Annotated in this window: 21 protein-coding genes; 14 read left to right on the forward strand and 7 right to left on the reverse strand. The window is 54.9% G+C overall.

All coding sequences use genetic code 11. The features are described from left to right. The 3 genes from ACH0WD_RS15710 to ACH0WD_RS15720 form a co-directional block, all read left to right on the forward strand. Positions 1 to 369: biotin/lipoyl-containing protein (locus ACH0WD_RS15710; protein WP_130549548.1), on the forward strand; the 369-nt coding region annotated here is incomplete at its 5' end. Positions 370 to 384: 15 nt separating this feature from the next. Then, complete coding sequence (locus ACH0WD_RS15715) at positions 385 to 1,686, forward strand: oxalacetate decarboxylase subunit beta (RefSeq protein ID WP_000444857.1); 1,302 nt, start codon at positions 385 to 387, stop codon at positions 1,684 to 1,686. 19 nt (positions 1,687 to 1,705) lie between these two features. Then, positions 1,706 to 2,437: a triphosphoribosyl-dephospho-CoA synthase gene (locus ACH0WD_RS15720; RefSeq protein ID WP_000602023.1), complete on the forward strand. Its 732-nt coding sequence runs from the start codon at positions 1,706 to 1,708 to the stop codon at positions 2,435 to 2,437. Between the two features lie 33 nt (positions 2,438 to 2,470). On the opposite strand, the gene degS is transcribed toward ACH0WD_RS15720, so the two are convergent. The 3 genes from degS to zapG all read right to left on the reverse strand — a co-directional run bounded on the left by degS (position 2,471) and on the right by zapG (position 5,556). Continuing rightward, positions 2,471 to 3,541: an outer membrane-stress sensor serine endopeptidase DegS gene (degS, locus tag ACH0WD_RS15725; protein ID WP_000497705.1), complete on the reverse strand. Its 1,071-nt coding sequence runs from the start codon at positions 3,539 to 3,541 to the stop codon at positions 2,471 to 2,473. 92 nt (positions 3,542 to 3,633) lie between these two features. After that, positions 3,634 to 5,001: a serine endoprotease DegQ gene (degQ, locus tag ACH0WD_RS15730; RefSeq protein ID WP_000716690.1), complete on the reverse strand. Its 1,368-nt coding sequence runs from the start codon at positions 4,999 to 5,001 to the stop codon at positions 3,634 to 3,636. Between the two features lie 156 nt (positions 5,002 to 5,157). Further along, a complete protein-coding gene (gene zapG, locus ACH0WD_RS15735; RefSeq protein ID WP_001519074.1) occupies positions 5,158 to 5,556 on the reverse strand; it encodes a Z-ring associated protein ZapG in 399 nt (132 codons plus the stop codon). A gap of 192 nt (positions 5,557 to 5,748) precedes the next feature. Between zapG and zapE the strand changes: the two genes are divergently transcribed. The 3 genes from zapE to rpsI all read left to right on the forward strand — a co-directional run bounded on the left by zapE (position 5,749) and on the right by rpsI (position 8,011). After that, positions 5,749 to 6,873 carry a cell division protein ZapE gene (gene zapE, locus ACH0WD_RS15740; protein WP_001191217.1) on the forward strand — a complete coding sequence of 375 codons (1,125 nt, stop codon included), beginning with the start codon at positions 5,749 to 5,751 and terminating at the stop codon, positions 6,871 to 6,873. A gap of 301 nt (positions 6,874 to 7,174) precedes the next feature. Beyond that, positions 7,175 to 7,603 (forward strand): 50S ribosomal protein L13, encoded by a 429-nt coding sequence (gene rplM, locus ACH0WD_RS15745; protein WP_000847559.1) that lies wholly within the window; start codon positions 7,175 to 7,177, stop codon positions 7,601 to 7,603. A gap of 15 nt (positions 7,604 to 7,618) precedes the next feature. Next, the gene (gene rpsI, locus ACH0WD_RS15750) at positions 7,619 to 8,011 is read left to right on the forward strand and encodes a 30S ribosomal protein S9 (protein WP_000829815.1); all 393 of its coding nucleotides are present in this window, start codon (positions 7,619 to 7,621) and stop codon (positions 8,009 to 8,011) included. Between the two features lie 26 nt (positions 8,012 to 8,037). Here rpsI and ACH0WD_RS15755 read toward each other — a convergent pair whose 3' ends face one another. After that, a complete protein-coding gene (locus ACH0WD_RS15755) occupies positions 8,038 to 8,211 on the reverse strand; it encodes a hypothetical protein (protein ID WP_006494685.1) in 174 nt (57 codons plus the stop codon). A gap of 114 nt (positions 8,212 to 8,325) precedes the next feature. Between ACH0WD_RS15755 and sspA the strand changes: the two genes are divergently transcribed. From sspA to nanQ, 8 genes are all read left to right on the forward strand, one after another. Beyond that, a complete protein-coding gene (gene sspA, locus ACH0WD_RS15760; protein WP_000257298.1) occupies positions 8,326 to 8,964 on the forward strand; it encodes a stringent starvation protein SspA in 639 nt (212 codons plus the stop codon). A gap of 5 nt (positions 8,965 to 8,969) precedes the next feature. Continuing rightward, positions 8,970 to 9,470 carry a ClpXP protease specificity-enhancing factor gene (sspB, locus tag ACH0WD_RS15765; RefSeq protein WP_000366112.1) on the forward strand — a complete coding sequence of 167 codons (501 nt, stop codon included), beginning with the start codon at positions 8,970 to 8,972 and terminating at the stop codon, positions 9,468 to 9,470. A 108-nt stretch (positions 9,471 to 9,578) separates the two neighbouring features. After that, positions 9,579 to 10,370 (forward strand): transcriptional regulator NanR, encoded by a 792-nt coding sequence (gene nanR / locus ACH0WD_RS15770; protein ID WP_000382926.1) that lies wholly within the window; start codon positions 9,579 to 9,581, stop codon positions 10,368 to 10,370. 134 nt (positions 10,371 to 10,504) lie between these two features. Beyond that, positions 10,505 to 11,398 carry an N-acetylneuraminate lyase gene (nanA, locus tag ACH0WD_RS15775; protein ID WP_001029668.1) on the forward strand — a complete coding sequence of 298 codons (894 nt, stop codon included), beginning with the start codon at positions 10,505 to 10,507 and terminating at the stop codon, positions 11,396 to 11,398. A gap of 115 nt (positions 11,399 to 11,513) precedes the next feature. Further along, on the forward strand, positions 11,514 to 13,004 hold the full coding sequence (gene nanT, locus ACH0WD_RS15780; protein ID WP_000108078.1) for a sialic acid transporter NanT: 1,491 nt from the start codon (positions 11,514 to 11,516) through the stop codon (positions 13,002 to 13,004). Between the two features lie 46 nt (positions 13,005 to 13,050). Continuing rightward, positions 13,051 to 13,740 (forward strand): N-acetylmannosamine-6-phosphate 2-epimerase, encoded by a 690-nt coding sequence (locus tag ACH0WD_RS15785; RefSeq protein ID WP_000054439.1) that lies wholly within the window; start codon positions 13,051 to 13,053, stop codon positions 13,738 to 13,740. Further along, positions 13,737 to 14,612: an N-acetylmannosamine kinase gene (nanK, locus tag ACH0WD_RS15790; RefSeq protein WP_000208983.1), complete on the forward strand. Its 876-nt coding sequence runs from the start codon at positions 13,737 to 13,739 to the stop codon at positions 14,610 to 14,612. The genes ACH0WD_RS15785 and nanK overlap by 4 nt, the downstream gene beginning before the upstream one ends. Then, positions 14,609 to 15,076, forward strand: coding sequence for an N-acetylneuraminate anomerase (nanQ, locus tag ACH0WD_RS15795; RefSeq protein ID WP_000979899.1), 468 nt, complete (start codon positions 14,609 to 14,611; stop codon positions 15,074 to 15,076). The genes nanK and nanQ overlap by 4 nt, the downstream gene beginning before the upstream one ends. A gap of 82 nt (positions 15,077 to 15,158) precedes the next feature. Here the strand turns inward: nanQ and ACH0WD_RS15800 are convergent, their stop codons facing one another. From ACH0WD_RS15800 to ACH0WD_RS15810, 3 genes are all read right to left on the reverse strand, one after another. After that, positions 15,159 to 16,439, reverse strand: coding sequence for a cytosine deaminase (locus tag ACH0WD_RS15800; protein ID WP_001180680.1), 1,281 nt, complete (start codon positions 16,437 to 16,439; stop codon positions 15,159 to 15,161). Then, complete coding sequence (gene codB, locus ACH0WD_RS15805; RefSeq protein WP_000076261.1) at positions 16,426 to 17,679, reverse strand: cytosine permease; 1,254 nt, start codon at positions 17,677 to 17,679, stop codon at positions 16,426 to 16,428. Before codB ends, ACH0WD_RS15800 begins: the two co-directional genes overlap by 14 nt. Before the next feature lie 116 nt (positions 17,680 to 17,795). Further along, the gene (locus ACH0WD_RS15810; protein ID WP_000184305.1) at positions 17,796 to 18,899 is read right to left on the reverse strand and encodes a YhcG family protein; all 1,104 of its coding nucleotides are present in this window, start codon (positions 18,897 to 18,899) and stop codon (positions 17,796 to 17,798) included. Between the last annotated feature and the right edge of the window lie 9 nt (positions 18,900 to 18,908).

Genomic DNA, 18,908 nt, shown 5'->3' on the forward strand with positions numbered 1-18,908 from the left:
GCAAAAGCAGAGAAGCCTGCCGCTTCCGGTATCTACACCGTGGAAGTGGAAGGCAAAGCCTTTGTGGTGAAGGTCAGCGACGGCGGCGATATCAGCCAGCTCACTGCTGCCACCCCGTCTTCCGCACCGGTTCAGGCTGCCGCCCCGGCAGGCGCCGGCACCCCGGTCACCGCCCCGCTGGCGGGCAACATCTGGAAGGTGATTGCCACCGAAGGCCAGAGCGTGGCCGAAGGCGACGTGCTGCTGATTCTGGAAGCCATGAAGATGGAAACCGAAATCCGCGCCGCGCAGGCCGGGACGGTACGCGGTATCGCGGTGAAAGCTGGGGATGCGGTCTCCGTCGGCGACACCCTGATGACGCTGGCGTAAGGACGAGGAGCGGAAATGGAAAGTCTGAACGCCCTGCTTCAGGGCATGGGGCTGATGCACCTTGGCGCAGGCCAGGCCATCATGCTGCTGGTGAGCCTGCTGCTGCTGTGGCTGGCGATTGCGAAGAAGTTCGAGCCGCTGCTGCTGCTGCCGATTGGCTTCGGCGGCCTGCTCTCCAACATCCCGGAAGCGGGCATGGCGCTGACCGCGCTGGAAAGCCTGCTGGCGCATCACGACGCCGGGCAGCTGGCGGTGATTGCCGCGAAGCTGAACTGCGCGCCGGACGTGCACGCCATCAAGGAAGCGCTGGCCCTTGCTCTGCCGTCGGTGCAGAGCCAGATGGAGAACCTGGCGGTGGACATGGGCTATACGCCGGGGGTGCTGGCACTGTTCTATAAAGTGGCGATTGGCTCCGGTGTCGCGCCGCTGGTCATCTTCATGGGCGTCGGCGCGATGACCGACTTCGGCCCGCTGCTGGCCAACCCGCGCACCCTGCTGCTCGGCGCGGCGGCGCAGTTCGGCATCTTCGCCACCGTGCTGGGGGCGCTGACGCTGAACTACTTCGGCCTGATTGCCTTCACCCTGCCGCAGGCGGCGGCCATCGGCATCATCGGCGGCGCGGACGGCCCGACGGCGATTTACCTGTCGGGCAAGCTGGCGCCGGAGCTGCTGGGGGCCATCGCGGTGGCGGCGTACTCGTATATGGCGCTGGTGCCGTTAATCCAGCCGCCGATTATGAAGGCGCTGACCACGGAGAAGGAGCGGAAAATCCGCATGGTGCAGCTGCGCACGGTGAGCAAGCGGGAGAAGATTCTGTTCCCGGCGGTGCTGTTGCTGCTGGTGGCCCTGCTGTTGCCGGACGCCGCGCCGCTGCTGGGGATGTTCTGCTTTGGCAATCTGATGCGTGAAAGCGGCGTGGTGGAGCGTTTGAGCGACACGGTACAGAACGGGCTGATTAATATCGTCACCATCTTCCTCGGACTGTCGGTGGGCGCGAAGCTGGTCGCGGATAAGTTCCTGCAGCCGCAGACGCTGGGCATTCTGCTGCTGGGGGTGATTGCGTTCGGGATTGGGACGGCGGCCGGGGTGCTGATGGCGAAGCTGATGAACCTGTGCAGTAAGAACAAAATTAACCCGCTGATTGGCTCCGCCGGCGTGTCGGCAGTGCCGATGGCGGCCCGCGTATCGAACAAAGTGGGCCTGGAATCAGACCCGCAGAACTTCCTGCTGATGCACGCGATGGGGCCGAACGTGGCGGGTGTGATTGGCTCGGCCATTGCCGCGGGCGTGATGCTCAAGTACGTGCTGGCAATGTAATCCAATCTAATCGGGAGCAGTGATTCTGCTCCCGCAAAATGAGGACACAGTAATGAGTGAAATGGTTGCGTTTCGGCAAGGTACATCCATGCCATCCAGAGAAACCATCTTGCATTATGTTGTTGAGACGGTGAATCAGATAACTGAGCTTGAGCCAGCGCTGCATTTACTGCCGTGGTCTGGCGTCAACTCAGCAATATATGAGCAACGTTTTGCACAGTGTTACGACGAGGGGCTTTGTGCCGCACAGACGTCGGCACCGAATGTTCCGCAGGGGATTCTGCCATCAACCGATTGGGCTCAGGGTATCGGGTTACTCTGTTTTGCCGCAGGGTATATGAGCGCAGGCGAGCGGCCATTAACACACAATCAGTTATGCGATTTCGTCAAACAGGCGGCTGTTGGTTTATCGCCGATTGAGGAGGAAGCGGCGAGCGGTTTCTCGACGGTACGTAGTATTGCATTACCCGTATTCAGGCGATTACAACGCGATGGTCACGCGTCTCGGATCCTGCTGTTACAAACGTTGCTGCATCTGGTCGCCTGGAAAAGCGCATCGCAGTATGCGCGTCAACAGGCGCAACGACTGCTCTGGATGGGCGGCATTCTGGGGGAAGGGGGGGAGCATAGCCTGCTTGCACTGGATAAGGCGCTGCGTGAAGAGGCCGTTGGGGAAAAGAGTTTCCCCGCTCTGCTGATCTTCACGAGTTTCCTGGCGCATTTTCCGGCAGGGCCAGTCTTCATTGACTAGCCGTCGAACGACGCGGGCAAAAGCCGCGTCGTTTTAGTTCGACGCCGGGTATTCCTGCACCGTCACCTGGAACGTGAGCTGCTTATCATCCCGCATTACCACGACCGGAATGACGGAGCCCGGGCGGATTTCCGCCACCTGATCCATCGTCTCCAGCGCGGACACAGCGGGTTTATTATTGACCGAAATAATCAAATCATTAACCTGAATACCGGCAAGCGCGGCGGGGCCGTTTGGCGTCACTTCATTAACGACAATGCCCTGAATCGGGTCCATGCCGCTACCCTGCTGCGCGTGCAGCGGCGCGATTTCTCGTCCGCCAATACCGATATAGCCGCGAATCACGCGACCGTCGCGGATAAGCTTATCCATAATTTTCGTGGCTAGCTGGAAGGGAATCGCAAAACCAAGACCTTCCGGCGTTTCGCCATCGTTACTCTTATCAAAAGAGAGGGTGTTGATCCCCATCAGTTCGCCTAACGAGTTGACCAGCGCGCCGCCGGAATTACCGTGGTTAATCGAGGCGTCGGTCTGGAGAAAATTCTGTCGCCCCGTCGGGTTCAGGCCGATACGACCCGTTGCGCTGATGATCCCCTGGGTGATGGTCTGTCCCAGATTATATGGGTTGCCGATAGCCAGTACGACGTCGCCAATATGCGGTGTACGCTTTGTATTAATCGGGATGGTAGGCAGCCCGCCAGTGGCGTTGATCTTCAGCACCGCCAGATCGGTAAGCGAATCGGAGCCAACCAGTAGCGCTTCAAAGACGCGGCCATCCTGTAGCGCGACGATAATCTGATCGGCATCGTTAATCACGTGCTTGTTGGTAATAATATAACCGCGTTGATCCATGATCACGCCGGAACCCAGCGTGCGGATCTCCAGTTGATTATGCGCGGTACTGTTCATACTGCGGTTATAGACATTGACGACGGCAGGCGCGGCGCGGCGAACCGCAAAATTATAACTGGCTGGCGTCTCATCGGTACTGTCGAATTGCGGGACGGCGATAGGATTAATTTTGCGCAAAGAAGGCATGACGGCCAACAGAATAGCGCCGACAATTAAACCTATTGCGACCGAACGTAAGAGCTTCACAAACATGATGGAGGCGTCGTTAAAAAAGGGAACGGCAGCAGCATACCATGAGTTAACCGGACATCACATCGCAGGCTGATGCCCGGTTTAAGACAGGATTAGCGCAGCAATAGATAAATGTTCTCGTTGCCGCGTACTACCTGAAGAGCAATGATGGACGGTTTTGCCGCCATCACTTTGCGCATTTCGGCGATAGAACTGATGCGATCGCGATTAACGCCGATGATAACATCATCTTTTTGCAAACCGGCCTGCGCGGCAGGACTGCTTTTTTCGACGCTATCAACCTTAACGCCTTTCGTCCCGTCTTTCAGCTGGCCGTCGCTCAACGTCGCGCCTTGCAACGCCGGGGCGATCATTTCGGCGCTGGCGGAAGAAGAGGTATTGGAATCCAGCGTGACTTCCACCTCCAGCGGCTTACCATCGCGCAGCAGGCCCAGCTTCACTTTCGTGCCCGGTTCGGTGGTGGCGATACGCGAACGCAGTTCGGCAAAGCTATTCAGCGGCTTACCGTTAAGACTGATAATCACGTCTCCGGATTTCACCCCGGCCTTCGCCGAACCTGAATTGGGTAAAACCTCGCTGACAAAAGCGCCACGCTGAACGTTCAGTTTGAATGCCTTAGCGATATCAGCGGTCATTTCAGTGCCTTTAATTCCCAGCAATCCGCGTTTGATTTCGCCGAACTGAATCAACTGCTGCGCCAGCGTCTGCGCCATATTGGAAGGAATAGCAAAGCCAATGCCGATGCTCCCGCCCCCTGGCGCGAGGATCGCGGTATTAATCCCGATCAGCTCGCCGTTCAGGTTAAGCAGCGCGCCGCCGGAGTTGCCGCGGTTAATAGAGGCATCGGTTTGAATAAAGTTCTCAAGCCCTTCCAGATTAAGCCCGCTGCGTCCTAGCGCTGAAATAATCCCGGAGGTGGCGGTTTGCCCAAGGCCAAACGGATTACCGACCGCCACGGCGAAATCGCCGACGCGGAGTTTGTCGGAATCGGCGATGGCAATTTGCGTTAACTTGCTGGGATTCTGAATTTGTAACAGAGCGATATCGCTCTGGTCGTCGCCGCCGATCAGCTTCGCGTCGAATTCGCGTCCGTCATTCAGTTGAATGCTGATCTTCTGTGCCTGATTAATCACATGATTATTGGTTAATACATAGCCTTTCGCGGCATCGATAATCACCCCCGAACCGAGTCCTTCAAACGGCTGGGACGGCTGGTCTGGCAGATCCTCGCCAAAGAATTTTTTAAACTCCTCCGGCACTTTTTGGCTCTGGGCGGCGGTTCCCTCGACTTTTACGCTGACGACAGCAGGCAGCACTTTCTCCAGCATAGGGGCAAGGCTTGGCAGCGTCGCCTGGCCTGGCACCTGGCCTGGTATTGATGCAAGGGCTGGAAACGGCGCCGAAAGAGTTAATCCGACACTTAACGCTAATGCACTTAACAGCTGGGTGTGTTTTTTCATGGATGCTGCTCTCGTACCTTGAATGAACGGATAGACAATTCAAAACAGATTGATGTTATTGAATTTTCAGCCTGGTAACAATGATAATAGCTGGGACAGGAAAGATAGAGAGAGGGCGCAAGCGATGCGCCCGATAAATTTCTTAACGGCGTGCGATTAATCGCGCTTTGCGCCGCTACGTAACAGGCCAGACGCGCCTTCAGAATAATCACGTGGCATTTGTACTGGCGCCTGATCGTTGCTCGCCTCAGACTCCGCCAGACGGTTACGGAACGGATTCGACTCCGCAGACATTTCCGGCAGCAGGCTGCTGGAGCTTTTCGCCATATGCTGATATAGCTGGCGATAATCATGCGCCATGGTATCCAACAGTTCCGCGCTGCGGGCAAAGTGGCTAACCAGCTCTTCACGGTACTCTTCCAGCTCAGCTTTGTTTTTTTCCAGTTCGTACTGCAATGCCTGCTGTTGACGTAACTTACGATTACCAAAACGCATGGCCACGGCACCAATGATGATACCGACGACTAATCCAATTAGCGCATATTCCCAGGTCATGAACATCTCCCGTTGTCTTATGTTTCCGTAGGGTGTTGGCTCCAGGCTCCATGCCCGCGCCTGATTATGCCACTATAACCGCTAATTCCGTAGAAGTGGAATCCCGACAGCATATCGCGTAGTGTAGAACGGCCTTTTTTTCGTCAGCCGTGAACGACGGCACATCGATTTTCAAGGAATAACAATAACATTATGCAAAGCCTTTCCCCTACATCGCGTTATCTCCAGGCACTCAACGAAGGCACCCATCAGCCTGACGACGTACAGAAAGAGGCGGTCGACCGTCTGGAAACCCTTTATCAGGCGCTCACCGCGAAAAAATCGTCGGCTACGCCACCCGGCGGTCTGATAGCGCGACTGGGGAAATTATTAGGCAAAAACGAACCGGACGCGCAAATACCGGTTCGCGGGCTGTATATGTGGGGGGGCGTGGGGCGCGGCAAAACCTGGCTCATGGATCTCTTCTACCACAGCCTGCCGGGCGAGCGAAAACTACGTCTGCATTTTCATCGGTTTATGCTGCGCGTGCATGAAGAACTTACCGCGTTACAGGGACAGATCGATCCGTTAGACATTATTGCCGATCGGTTTAAAACCGAGACGGACGTACTGTGTTTCGATGAGTTTTTCGTCACCGATATTACCGACGCCATGCTGCTGGGCGGTTTAATGAAAGCGCTGTTTGCACGCGGCATTACGCTGGTCGCGACCTCCAATATTCCGCCGGATGAACTCTACCGCAACGGTTTGCAACGCGCCCGCTTCCTGCCAGCTATCGATGCCATTAAACAGCACTGCGACATTATGAATGTGGACGCCGGCGTCGATTACCGGCTGCGGACGCTGACGCAGGCCCATTTATGGCTAACGCCGCTTAATGATGAAACCCAGCGGCAAATGGATAAACTGTGGCTGGCGTTAGCGGGGGCCGCACGAGAACACGCTCCGACGCTGGAAATCAATCATCGCCCTTTATCCACCCTGGGCGTTGAAAACCAAACGTTAGCGGTCTCTTTCGCTACGCTGTGCGTCGAGGCCCGCAGCCAGCATGATTACATTGCGCTCTCAAGGTTATTTCACACGGTTCTGCTGTTTGACGTGCCGGTCATGACGCTGCTGATGGAGAACGAAGCGCGCCGCTTTATTGCGCTGGTGGATGAGTTTTACGAGCGCCACGTTAAGCTGGTGGTCAGCGCCGCCGCACCGTTATATGAAATTTATCAGGGGGAACGGCTCAAGTTTGAATTTCAGCGCTGTCTGTCGCGCCTGCAAGAGATGCAGAGTGCGGAGTACCTCAAGCGGGAGCATATGCCGTAAGCCGGACAAGCGCAGCGCCCCGGCATTGTGCGGTATCATATCTGTGCAACCTCCCCTACCGGAGGGGGAACCAGGCCTGAACAAAACCCGCGGCAAATCGCAAAAAGGGGTCGATCTTTGACCTGGACTTCTCTATAATCCTGCGACCCCACGTTACAAGAGAGTTTTTTCCCAAACTTTCTCTGTGCCGGCCAAACATATCCGAGGGGGTAGGTTTACCGGACTTTGTCGTGTGAACCTCAACTATTTAAACGTTTGGGTGTTCACCAACGTGTAACTTATTTATTTGGGTAAGCTTTTAATGAAAACTTTTACAGCTAAACCAGAAACCGTAAAACGCGACTGGTATGTTGTTGACGCGACCGGTAAAACTCTGGGCCGTCTGGCTACTGAACTGGCTCGTCGCCTGCGCGGTAAGCACAAAGCGGAATACACTCCGCACGTAGATACTGGTGATTACATCATCGTTCTGAACGCTGACAAAGTTGCTGTAACCGGCAACAAGCGTACTGACAAAGTGTACTATCACCACACCGGCCACATCGGTGGTATCAAACAAGCGACCTTTGAAGAGATGATTGCCCGCCGTCCTGAGCGTGTGATTGAAATCGCGGTTAAAGGCATGCTGCCAAAAGGCCCGCTGGGTCGTGCTATGTTCCGTAAACTGAAAGTTTACGCGGGCAACGAGCACAACCACGCGGCACAGCAACCGCAAGTTCTTGACATCTAATCGGGATTATAGGCAATGGCTGAAAATCAATACTACGGCACTGGTCGCCGCAAAAGTTCCGCAGCTCGCGTTTTCATCAAACCGGGCAACGGTAAAATCGTTATCAACCAACGTTCTCTGGAACAGTACTTCGGTCGTGAAACTGCCCGCATGGTAGTTCGTCAGCCGCTGGAACTGGTCGACATGGTTGAGAAACTGGATCTGTACATCACTGTTAAAGGTGGTGGTATCTCTGGTCAGGCTGGTGCGATCCGTCACGGTATCACCCGCGCTCTGATGGAGTACGACGAGTCCCTGCGTGGCGAACTGCGTAAAGCTGGCTTCGTTACTCGTGACGCTCGTCAGGTTGAACGTAAGAAAGTCGGCCTGCGTAAAGCACGTCGTCGTCCGCAGTTCTCCAAACGTTAATGGGTTTCTGCTTCGGCAGACAACTGTTAGCGAAAAAACCCGCTTCGGCGGGTTTTTTTATGGGCAATGCATTTATCTGTCACGATGAAATGCGGATTGTTGTCTCTTTTTCCCCAATTCCAGAATCGACTCACCACAAAGGCCACAAAATCTGGTAAACTATCATCCAATTTTCTGCCCAAATAGCGGGGAATGTTCATTTTTTGTCTCGTTTCTGAGCAATGATGGCTTTTTTCGCCCTGGGTGACATAACATCTGGCTGGTCACATTGTGGCTGGTAGCAGTAAAAATTCTGAATATACCTGGAGGTTTTCATGGCTGTCGCTGCCAACAAACGTTCGGTAATGACGCTGTTTTCTGGTCCTACTGACATCTATAGCCATCAGGTCCGCATTGTGTTGGCTGAAAAGGGTGTTAGTTTTGAGATCGAACATGTGGAAAAGGACAATCCACCTCAGGATCTGATTGACCTCAACCCGAATCAAAGCGTTCCGACACTGGTGGATCGTGAGCTGACCCTGTGGGAATCTCGCATCATTATGGAATATCTGGATGAGCGTTTCCCTCATCCGCCGCTGATGCCGGTTTATCCGGTCGCGCGCGGTGAAAGCCGTCTGTACATGCACCGTATTGAAAAAGACTGGTATACGCTGATGAACGTCATCGTAAACGGGTCTGCTTCCGAGGCCGACTCTGCACGTAAACAACTGCGTGAAGAGCTGCTGGCGATTGCGCCAGTATTTGGTCAGAAACCGTATTTCCTGAGCGACGAATTCAGCCTGGTTGATTGCTACCTGGCGCCTCTCCTGTGGCGTTTACCGCAGTTGGGTATTGAATTCAGCGGCGCAGGGGCGAAAGAGCTGAAAGGCTATATGACCCGCGTCTTTGAACGTGATTCTTTCCTGGCTTCTTTAACCGAAGCTGAACGTGAAATGCGCCTCGGTCGGGGTTAACCTGTATGGATTTGTCACAGTTGACGCCGCGTCGTCCTTACCTGTTGCGTGCTTTCTACGAGTGGTTGCTGGATAACCAGTTGACCCCGCATCTGGTGGTGGATGTGATGCTGCCTGGCGTGCATGTCCCTATGGAATATGCGCGCGATGGGCAAATCGTCCTTAATATTGCGCCGCGGGCGGTAGGTAATCTGGAGCTGTCTAATGATGAAGTGCGTTTTAATGCGCGCTTCGGCGGCGTTCCCCGTCAGGTTTCTGTGCCTTTGGCTGCGGTGCTGGCGATTTACGCCCGTGAAAACGGCGCAGGCACCATGTTTGAGCCTGAAGCCGCCTATGATGAAGACGTTGTCAGCTTAAATGATGATGACAATACCGCAGGCGCGGAAAGCGAGACCGTGATGTCCGTCATTGATGGCGATAAGCCCGACCACGATGACGACAGTAGCCCTGATGACGAGCCGCCTCCGCCGCGTGGCGGACGTCCGGCACTGCGCGTAGTAAAATAATCAACAGGCCCTGAAGGGCCTGTTTTGTTTGGCCTCCTCGCGGGTTCACCCTGCTTTTGAAGCTGTGTTACGATAAGCTTGCTATTATTTGCCACCGACCACTCATGAATGGACGTTATGAACGCATTTGATTCGCAAGCAGAAGATTCACCGACATCCCTCGGGCGTAGTTTGCGCCGCCGCCCGCTGGCGCGTAAAAAACTGTCTGAAATGGTTGAGGAAGAGCTGGAGCAGATGATCCGCCGTCATGAGTTTGGCGAGGGAGAACAGCTACCGTCTGAACGTGAATTAATGGCCTTCTTCAATGTGGGACGTCCCTCTGTGCGTGAAGCGTTAGCTGCGCTGAAGCGTAAAGGTCTGGTGCAAATCAATAACGGCGAACGCGCCCGCGTCTCGCGCCCCTCTGCTGATACCATCATCAGCGAACTGTCGGGTATGGCGAAAGATTTTCTTACTCATCCTGGCGGCATCGCTCACTTTGAACAGCTACGGCTTTTCTTTGAATCCAGCCTGGTACGCTATGCGGCGGAACATGCCACCGACGAGCAGATCGCGTTGTTAACGAAAGCGCTGGAAATTAATAGCCAGTCGCTGGATGACAACGCGCTGTTTATTCGTTCGGATGTCGAGTTTCACCGGGTGCTGGCTGAAATTCCCGGCAATCCGATCTTTATGGCTATTCATGTTGCTCTGCTGGACTGGCTAATCGCCGCCCGCCCAAGCGTTCCCGATCGTGAGCTGCATGAACATAATAACGTGAGTTATCAACAGCATATTGTGATTGTTGATGCCATTCGCCAGCGAGATCCCGATAAAGCGGATCGCGCTCTGCAAACCCACCTCAATAGCGTTTCCGCTACCTGGCACGCACTCGGTAAAAAAAGTCAAAAAATGCGGTAGCGATCGCGCCTCCGATCCCAGTTTAGTGAAGCAGATCGCACTATAAGCGTTCTGTATTATTTGCTGCTTATTTGATCTGGTATAACAGGTATAAAGGTAGGTAGTTAATATATTCATCATCCGTAGAGGTAGGTATGGCAAAAGCATTGCAAGGCGTAATGGCGGCGTTGTTGACCCCATTTGATCATCAGCAGCAACTGGATAGCGAAAGCCTGCGCCGTCTGGTGCGTTTTAACATCGGCCAGGGTATCGACGGGCTGTACGTTGGCGGTTCCACCGGGGAAGCATTCGTACAGAGCCTTGCTGAAAGAGAGCAGGTACTGGAGATTGTCGCCGAAGAGGCGAAGGGAAAAATCACGCTGATCGCCCATGTCGGGACGGTAAGCACCGCAGAAAGCCAGCAGCTTGCCAGCGCCGCAAAGCGTTACGGTTTTGATGCGGTCTCTGCGGTGACGCCTTTTTATTACCCTTTCAGTTTTGAAGAGCACTGTGACCATTATCGGGCAATCATTGATTCCGCAGATGGATTGCCGATGGTGGTATACAACATTCCGGCGTTAAGCGGTGTAAAACTTACCCTCGATCAGATCAATACGCTGGTGACATTACCGGGCGTGAGCGCGCTGAAGCAAACCTCCGGCGATCTCTTCCAGATGGAGCAGATCCGCCGCGCGCATCCGGATCTGGTGCTGTACAACGGTTATGACGAAATCTTCGCTTCCGGCCTGCTGGCGGGCGCGGACGGCGGTATCGGCAGCACATACAACATTATGGGCTGGCGTTACCAGGGGATTGTGCAGGCATTACGTGAGGGCGATGTGGCGAAAGCGCAGCGTCTGCAAACCGAGTGCAATAAGGTTATTGATTTACTGATTAAAACCGGCGTATTCCGCGGCCTGAAAACGGTCCTGCATTATATGGACGTGGTATCGGTGCCGCTGTGTCGTAAACCGCTCGCGCCTGTTGATGAAAAATACCTGCCGGCGCTCAAGGCGCTGGCTCAACAACTGATGGAAGAAAAGGCGTAACAGCATAATGCCGGGGGCGCTACGCTTGCCCGGCCTACAACAGTGTGAGCGGTAGGCCGGATAAGGCGGAGCCGCCATTCGGCATAACGACAACAAAAATCGTCGGGAGAGTAAAATGAGTACTTCTACCCAGAACATCCCGTGGTATCGCCATCTCAACCGGGCGCAGTGGCGGGCATTTTCCGCTGCCTGGCTGGGATATCTGCTTGATGGTTTTGATTTTGTGTTGATTGCTCTTGTACTGACTGAGGTACAAAGCGAATTTGGGCTGACGACGGTACAGGCGGCAAGCCTGATTTCTGCGGCTTTTATCTCTCGCTGGTTCGGCGGGTTATTACTGGGCGCGATGGGCGATCGCTATGGGCGTCGTCTGGCGATGGTCAGCAGCATCATTCTGTTTTCGGTGGGAACCCTGGCATGCGGGTTTGCGCCCGGTTACACCACCATGTTCATCGCCCGACTGGTGATTGGTATGGGCATGGCGGGCGAATATGGTTCCAGCGCGACCTATGTAATCGAAAGCTGGCCAAAACATTTACGCAATAAAGCCAGCGGTTTTCTGATTTCCGGCTTCTCCGTCGGCGCGGTCGTTGCCGCGCAGGTGTACAGCCAGGTGGTGCCTGTCTGGGGCTGGCGCGCGCTGTTTTTCATTGGCATTTTGCCAATTATCTTCGCCCTCTGGCTGCGGAAAAACATTCCGGAAGCGGAAGACTGGAAAGAGAAACACGCGGGTAAAGCGCCGGTACGTACGATGGTCGACATTCTTTATCGGGGCGAACATCGCATCATCAACATTTTAATGACCTTCGCCGCCGCCGCTGCGCTGTGGTTCTGTTTTGCCGGTAACCTACAAAATGCTGCGATTGTGGCGGGGCTGGGACTACTGTGCGCGGTTATCTTTATCAGCTTTATGGTGCAGAGCAGCGGTAAACGCTGGCCCACTGGCGTCATGCTGATGCTGGTGGTACTGTTTGCTTTCCTCTATTCCTGGCCGATTCAGGCGCTATTACCCACTTATCTGAAAACTGAGCTGGCCTACGATCCGCATACGGTGGCGAATGTCCTGTTCTTTAGCGGATTTGGCGCGGCGGTTGGTTGCTGCGTAGGCGGTTTTCTTGGCGACTGGCTGGGAACGCGTAAAGCATATGTCTGTAGCCTGCTGGCCTCGCAAATCCTCATTATTCCGGTCTTTGCGATTGGCGGCACAAACGTCTGGGTTCTGGGTCTGCTACTGTTTTTCCAACAGATGTTGGGGCAGGGGATTGCCGGGATTCTACCGAAACTGATCGGCGGTTACTTCGATACCGATCAGCGCGCGGCGGGGCTGGGCTTTACTTATAACGTCGGCGCGCTCGGCGGCGCGCTGGCGCCGATCCTGGGAGCGCTGATCGCTCAACGTCTGGATTTGGGCACTGCGCTGGCATCGCTCTCTTTCAGCCTGACGTTTGTCGTGATCCTGCTTATTGGGCTTGATATGCCGTCTCGCGTACAGCGTTGGCTACGTCCGGAAGCGTTACGCACCCACGATGCTATTGACGACAAACCGTTCAGCGGAGCCGTACCGCTTGGCAGTGGTAAAGGTGCCTTTGTAAAAACGAAAAGTTAATCCGCTTGCCCGGTTTTCAACCGGGCAATATTTGTAAGGGAGTAGTATGTCGTTACTTGAACAACTGGATAAAAATATTGCCGCTTCTGGCGGCCTGATTGTCTCCTGCCAGCCCGTTCCGGGCAGTCCGCTGGATAAGCCGGAGATTGTAGCGGCAATGGCATTGGCGGCGGAACAGGCGGGCGCGGTTGCGGTGCGTATTGAAGGCATAGACAACCTGCGTATGACCCGCTCGCTCGTTTCGGTACCCATTATCGGCATTATCAAACGCGATCTGGACGACTCTCCAGTGCGCATTACCCCTTTTCTCGACGATGTAGATGCGCTGGCGCAGGCCGGCGCAGCTATTATCGCCGTTGATGGAACCGCTCGGCAACGGCCGGTAGCCGTTGAGGCGTTGTTGGCGCGCATTCATCACCACCATCTACTGGCGATGGCCGACTGCTCATCCGTGGACGATGGTCTCGCCTGTCAACGGTTGGGCGCGGACATTATCGGCACGACAATGTCCGGCTACACCACCCCCGATACGCCGGAGGAACCCGATCTGCCCTTAGTCAAAGCGTTGCATGACGCCGGATGCCGGGTAATAGCCGAAGGGCGCTATAACTCGCCAGCACTGGCGGCGGAGGCGATCCGCTATGGCGCATGGGCGGTGACGGTGGGGTCCGCCATTACCCGTCTGGAACATATCTGTGGATGGTATAACGACGCATTAAAAAAGGCGGCGTCATGACTACGTTAGCAATCGATATTGGCGGTACTAAACTTGCCGCCGCGCTCATCGACAACAACTTGCGCATTAGCCAGCGTCGCGAGCTACCGACCCCCGCGAGCAAAACGCCGGATGCGTTACGTGAAGCATTAAAGGCGCTGGTTGAACCACTACGGGCAGAGGCGCGTCAGGTAGCGATAGCTTCTACCGGGATCATTCAGGAAGGGATGCTGCTGGCGCTAAACCCCCATAATCTGGGCGGCTTGCTACACTTTCCGTTAGTACAAACACTGGAAACGATCGCTGGCCTGCCGACGCTGGCGGTGAACGACGCGCAGGCGGCGGCCTGGGCGGAGTATCACGCGCTCCCTGATGATATTCGCGATATGGTATTTATCACCGTTTCAACCGGCGTTGGCGGCGGCGTTGTCTGCGACGGCAAGCTCCTTACCGGAAAAGGCGGTCTGGCCGGGCACCTGGGACACACCCTGGCGGACCCACACGGGCCCGTATGCGGCTGTGGACGCGTTGGCTGCGTAGAGGCCATCGCCTCCGGACGAGGGATGGCCGCGGCGGCGCGGGACGATCTGGCGGGATGCGACGCCAAAACCCTATTTATTCGCGCTGGCGAAGGTCATCAGCAGGCGCGACATCTGGTAAGCCAATCCGCGCAGGTAATAGCGCGGATGATCGCCGATGTGAAAGCGACTACCGACTGCCAGTGTGTGGTCATTGGCGGCAGCGTAGGGTTAGCTGAGGGATACCTGGAGCAGGTTCGCGCGTTTTTGATGCAAGAGCCTGCGCCTTATCACGTGGCGCTGAGCGCCGCTCGCTATCGGCATGACGCAGGATTATTAGGCGCTGCTTTGTTAGCTCAAGGAGACACATTATGATGATGGGGGAAGTACAGTCGTTGCCTTCTTGCGGGTTGCATCCGCGACTGCTGGATGCCTTGACTCTCGCGCTGGCGGCAAGGCCGCAGGAGAAAGCGCCGGGGCGCTATGAATTGCAGGGCGACAATATCTTTATGAATGTAATGCAGTTAACGACGCAAATGCCGGCCGCGAAGAAAGCGGAATTGCATGAACAATACATTGATATTCAGCTACTACTAACCGGCGTCGAGCGTATTGCGTTTGGGATGTCCGGTGCCGCTCGCCAGTGCGAGGAGATGCATGTTGAAGAGGATTACCAGCTTTGTAGTCAAATTGCCGACGAGCAGACTATTACGCTGCAAGCGGGGATGTTTGCTGTGTTTATGCCGGGAGAACCGCATAAACCGGGATGTGCAGTGGGTGAGCCAGATGACATCAAAAAAGTGGTAGTGAAAGTACGCGCCAGTCTGCTGGCGGCCTGAATCTCTTGCCGGAGCAGTCTTCCGAACGCAGCCCCTTACGGGGCTGCGTGGTGAATGTGCCGGAGAGCGCGGGTATGACGGGTTAACGCTTAAACGTCACGGCTTCCGGCTGGGTCAGGTGCAGCGTCGTCTGGCTCGGCACCGTCTCGGCAATCACCCGCCCGTGGCGAATCGAGTAACGGGCAGGCGTCTGGCGACGTACCGCATCGAATCCATTCTCAGCGGGTAAGATAACCAGATTCGCGGCATTGCCGACGCTCAGACCGTAGTCCTGTAAATGCAGGGTTTTTGCGCTGTGGGTAGTGATCAGATTTAACCCGTCGTTGATTTGCCCATACCCCATCAACTGGCAAACGTGTAACCCCATATGCAACACCTGCAGCATATTTGCTGTGCCTAATGGATACCACGGGTCGAAGACGTCATCATGGCCAAAGCAGACGTTGATCCCCGCTTCCAGCATCTCTTTCACTCGCGTGACGCCACGACGTTTCGGGTAAGTGTCAAACCGCCCTTGCAGATGAATATTCACCAGCGGGTTGGCGACGAAGTTAATCCCCGACATTTTCAACAGGCGGAACAGGCGTGACGCATACGCGCCGTTGTACGAGTGCATAGCCGTGGTGTGGCTGGCGGTCACGCGCGCCCCCATGCCATCACGATGCGCCAGCGCCGCGACCGTTTCGACAAAGCGAGACTGCTCGTCATCAATTTCGTCGCAGTGCACATCGATCAAGCGATCGTATTTCTGCGCCAGTGCAAAGATTTTGTGCAGCGATTCAACGCCATATTCCCGCGTGAACTCAAAGTGCGGAATGGCGCCAATAACGTCAGCGCCCAAACGCACGGCTTCCTCTAACAGCGCTTCACCGTTGGGATAAGACAGAATACCTTCTTGCGGAAAGGCGACGATTTGCAGATCTACCCACGGCGCAACCTCTTGCTTCACTTCCAGCATGGCTTTCAGCGCGGTGAGCGTAGGATCTGAAACGTCAACGTGAGTACGAACGTACTGGATGCCGTTAGCCATCTGCCATTTCAGGGTCTGCATCGCGCGCGCTTTCACATCTTCATGCGTGAGCATTGCTTTACGTTCTGCCCAGCGCTCAATCCCTTCAAACAGTGTGCCGGACTGGTTCCAGCTCGGTTCACCCGCCGTTTGCGTGGTATCCAGGTGGATATGTGGCTCAACAAACGGTGGAATAGCCAGGCCGCCTTCGGCATCAAGCACTTCGCCCTGCGGTAACGATGCGGCTTCCTGAGGCTCAATCCGGCTAAAGCGCCCGTTTTCAATCGTAATCTGCCATAATCCTTCGTGTCCCTGCAGACGCGTCTGACGAATAGTGATGTTATTGTTCTGCATGGCTGACCTCTGGTGATTTAGCAAGGCTGCGGTTGAAAAGTGGATTCAGCAGGATATAGCTGAAGACGCCGCCGAGTACGGCGTTGACGGGCACAATACCAGGAACATAATGTCCGGCGGCGATGCCCAGCGCGACGGAAAGAATAGCAATCCAGTTAACGGGAATAAAGCGCACGGTGTTGAAGTCGGCATAGCGGCGGCGGTTCAACAGATAGTCGGCAATAATCACTCCGCCAATCGGTGGGATGGCAGATGACAGGAACGTCAGCCAGCCGACAAAATTATTGTAAAGCCACAGCGCGCACACGGTACCGATAATCCCGTTCACCACCGACAGCGTGCGGCTGGAAAGACCGGTAATATTGGCGAAGCCCAGACCCGATGCGTACAGCGCGTTATCGTTGGTGGTCCAGATATTCAGGCCAAGCACCACAATCGCGGGCAGCAGCAGCCCCTGCGCTATCATCACGTCAGAGATATCCGCCTGACCGACGGCGGCAGCGCCTGCCGCGCCAAAGATAAACATCAGCGAGTTGCCGAGGAAAAAAGCGATCATCGCAATCAGTACGGCGCTTTTGGCATGACGCCCGAAGCGGACGAAGTCGGCGGTCAATGTACCGGCGCTGACAAACGATCCCACCACCAGCGCCAGCGCGCTGGAAAAATCCAGCGGCGTCTGCGGCACTATCGTTTTTAAATGCTCCAGCCCACCCACGCCGCTGATCGCCAGCCAGACGGAGTAGCTGCCCAGTATAACGATCGCGGGTACGGCAATGATAGACAAAATGGTCAACGCCGAGATGCCGAAAAAAATGGTCAGGGTCATCAGTAGACCCGAAACGGCAATCAGAATATTGGCATCAATGCCCGTCGCTTTACTGACCGGAATAGCGAACATCGCTACGCCAACGCCAAACCAGCCTACCTGTGTGCCGCCTAGCAGCAGCGAGGGAAGCCATGATCCTTTAACGCCAAAGGAGTAACGTGCAAGGAGGTGGGTGGAGAGTCCGGTTTTTGCGCCGATGTAACCAAGAAATGCAGTGTAGATACCGAGGAGGAGATTACCGAAGAGAACTGCGAGGAAGAAATCATTATAAGAAAGACCGGTGCCGAGTGTCCCTCCGGTCCACATACTGGCGGAAAAAAACGTTAAACCCAACATGACAAACGTCAGTGGAATCACGCCCTTCCGCGCCGCCAGAGGGACGGGGCCCTGGCTATAATTGTTGTCCTGCGACACAACGCCTCCATGAATTTTGCCCAAAAAATCCGCCGCATAATATACAGTTCTCAGAATAAAGCAAACGTTTTCGTATGATATTTTTTTTGATAATCATTCATGGCATTAATGGTTCGTTAGTTTTTCTCCGTTGTCAGTGAACCACCGCGTGTGAGTTGAGTTTCCAGCATGGTTTGCGAACGAATAAGTTCGTCTGTGAGTAATTTTTCGTCGGGCAACTGCACTTTGTACTCGCTCGCCATGATGGTGTTTGGCAGGCCAGTCAGCGCGTAATGCGCTTCCCCCGCGCCTTTCCCTGCGCACAAAACCAGGCCGACTGGCGGGTTTTCTCCGGGCATTGTCCAGTGCTCTTTGGCATAGTTCAGGTACATATTCATCTGCCCGGCATCCGCATAACCGAATTTGCCTACCTTCAGGTCAACGAGCAACAGGCAGCGCAAGCGACGATGGAAGAACAGCAGGTCGACGCGGAACCAGCTATCGTCTATGCGTAGTCGGCGTTGGCGGCCAACAAAAGCAAAATCGTCACCAAGCTCCAGCATAAAGTCCATCAGGTGGCTGAGCAGCGCGTCTTCGAGATCTGATTCGGAATACTCGTCCTTCAGGTTAAGAAATTCCAGAATGAACGGGTCGCGTATGGCTTGCTCCGGCAAAACGTTTGGCTCGGCGGGTGCAGGCTGCTGCAACATGGCGGATTTGTCGTGGGACAGTAGCGTTCGTTCGTAAAACTGAGTGGCGATTTGCCTGTCGAGCTGCCGTACGGACCAGCCGTTACGTAGCGTCTCTTTCTCGTAAAAAGTGCGGGCATCGGGATTTTTTACCGACAAGAGGCGGACATACGCCGACCAGGGGAGTGGGAATGTTTTGGCGAGCGGTATGAGATTTGAAGATTCCGCAGACAGTGTCTGCGGAATTTCAATGTGTTGAAAACAAAGATAAAATGTACGAATTTGCCATAGGTTTCTGGTGGAAAAACCGCGCTTATAGCGCTGACTTAAATCTACCGATAATCGTTCGATAAGCTGGGTGCCATAGGCCGCTCGCGCTTCTCCTCCCTGTTCAAATTCGACAATGCGTCGGCCAATTTCCCAGTAGGTGGCAGTCATAATGGCATTGATGCTGCGCACGGTCTCGGTACGTGCCGTATCGACCAGACGAATAATACCGTCATGAATTTGCTGATATTCATCAGACTGTGGCGCTAAAGTTGGATTCGTCATGTCATCCCT

The organism is Salmonella sp. 2020_1395 (assembly GCF_043848115.1).
Lineage (GTDB): Bacteria > Pseudomonadota > Gammaproteobacteria > Enterobacterales > Enterobacteriaceae > Salmonella > Salmonella enterica.

Excerpts from the sequence above, each read along its gene's own strand:
- ACH0WD_RS15715 (WP_000444857.1), top strand. The coding sequence starts at position 385 with ATGGAAAGTCTGAACGCCCTGCTTCAGGGCATGGGGCTGATGCACCTT.
- sspA (WP_000257298.1), top strand. The coding sequence starts at position 8,326 with ATGGCTGTCGCTGCCAACAAACGTTCGGTAATGACGCTGTTTTCTGGT.
- nanA (WP_001029668.1), top strand. The coding sequence starts at position 10,505 with ATGGCAAAAGCATTGCAAGGCGTAATGGCGGCGTTGTTGACCCCATTT.
- ACH0WD_RS15810 (WP_000184305.1), bottom strand. The coding sequence starts at position 18,899 with ATGACGAATCCAACTTTAGCGCCACAGTCTGATGAATATCAGCAAATT.
- rplM (WP_000847559.1), top strand. The coding sequence starts at position 7,175 with ATGAAAACTTTTACAGCTAAACCAGAAACCGTAAAACGCGACTGGTAT.
- zapE (WP_001191217.1), top strand. The coding sequence starts at position 5,749 with ATGCAAAGCCTTTCCCCTACATCGCGTTATCTCCAGGCACTCAACGAA.
- nanT (WP_000108078.1), top strand. The coding sequence starts at position 11,514 with ATGAGTACTTCTACCCAGAACATCCCGTGGTATCGCCATCTCAACCGG.
- sspB (WP_000366112.1), top strand. The coding sequence starts at position 8,970 with ATGGATTTGTCACAGTTGACGCCGCGTCGTCCTTACCTGTTGCGTGCT.
- rpsI (WP_000829815.1), top strand. The coding sequence starts at position 7,619 with ATGGCTGAAAATCAATACTACGGCACTGGTCGCCGCAAAAGTTCCGCA.
- nanR (WP_000382926.1), top strand. The coding sequence starts at position 9,579 with ATGGACGTTATGAACGCATTTGATTCGCAAGCAGAAGATTCACCGACA.
- ACH0WD_RS15800 (WP_001180680.1), bottom strand. The coding sequence starts at position 16,439 with ATGCAGAACAATAACATCACTATTCGTCAGACGCGTCTGCAGGGACAC.
- degQ (WP_000716690.1), bottom strand. The coding sequence starts at position 5,001 with ATGAAAAAACACACCCAGCTGTTAAGTGCATTAGCGTTAAGTGTCGGA.
- ACH0WD_RS15785 (WP_000054439.1), top strand. The coding sequence starts at position 13,051 with ATGTCGTTACTTGAACAACTGGATAAAAATATTGCCGCTTCTGGCGGC.
- nanQ (WP_000979899.1), top strand. The coding sequence starts at position 14,609 with ATGATGATGGGGGAAGTACAGTCGTTGCCTTCTTGCGGGTTGCATCCG.
- ACH0WD_RS15755 (WP_006494685.1), bottom strand. The coding sequence starts at position 8,211 with ATGAACATTCCCCGCTATTTGGGCAGAAAATTGGATGATAGTTTACCA.
- degS (WP_000497705.1), bottom strand. The coding sequence starts at position 3,541 with ATGTTTGTGAAGCTCTTACGTTCGGTCGCAATAGGTTTAATTGTCGGC.
- nanK (WP_000208983.1), top strand. The coding sequence starts at position 13,737 with ATGACTACGTTAGCAATCGATATTGGCGGTACTAAACTTGCCGCCGCG.
- zapG (WP_001519074.1), bottom strand. The coding sequence starts at position 5,556 with ATGACCTGGGAATATGCGCTAATTGGATTAGTCGTCGGTATCATCATT.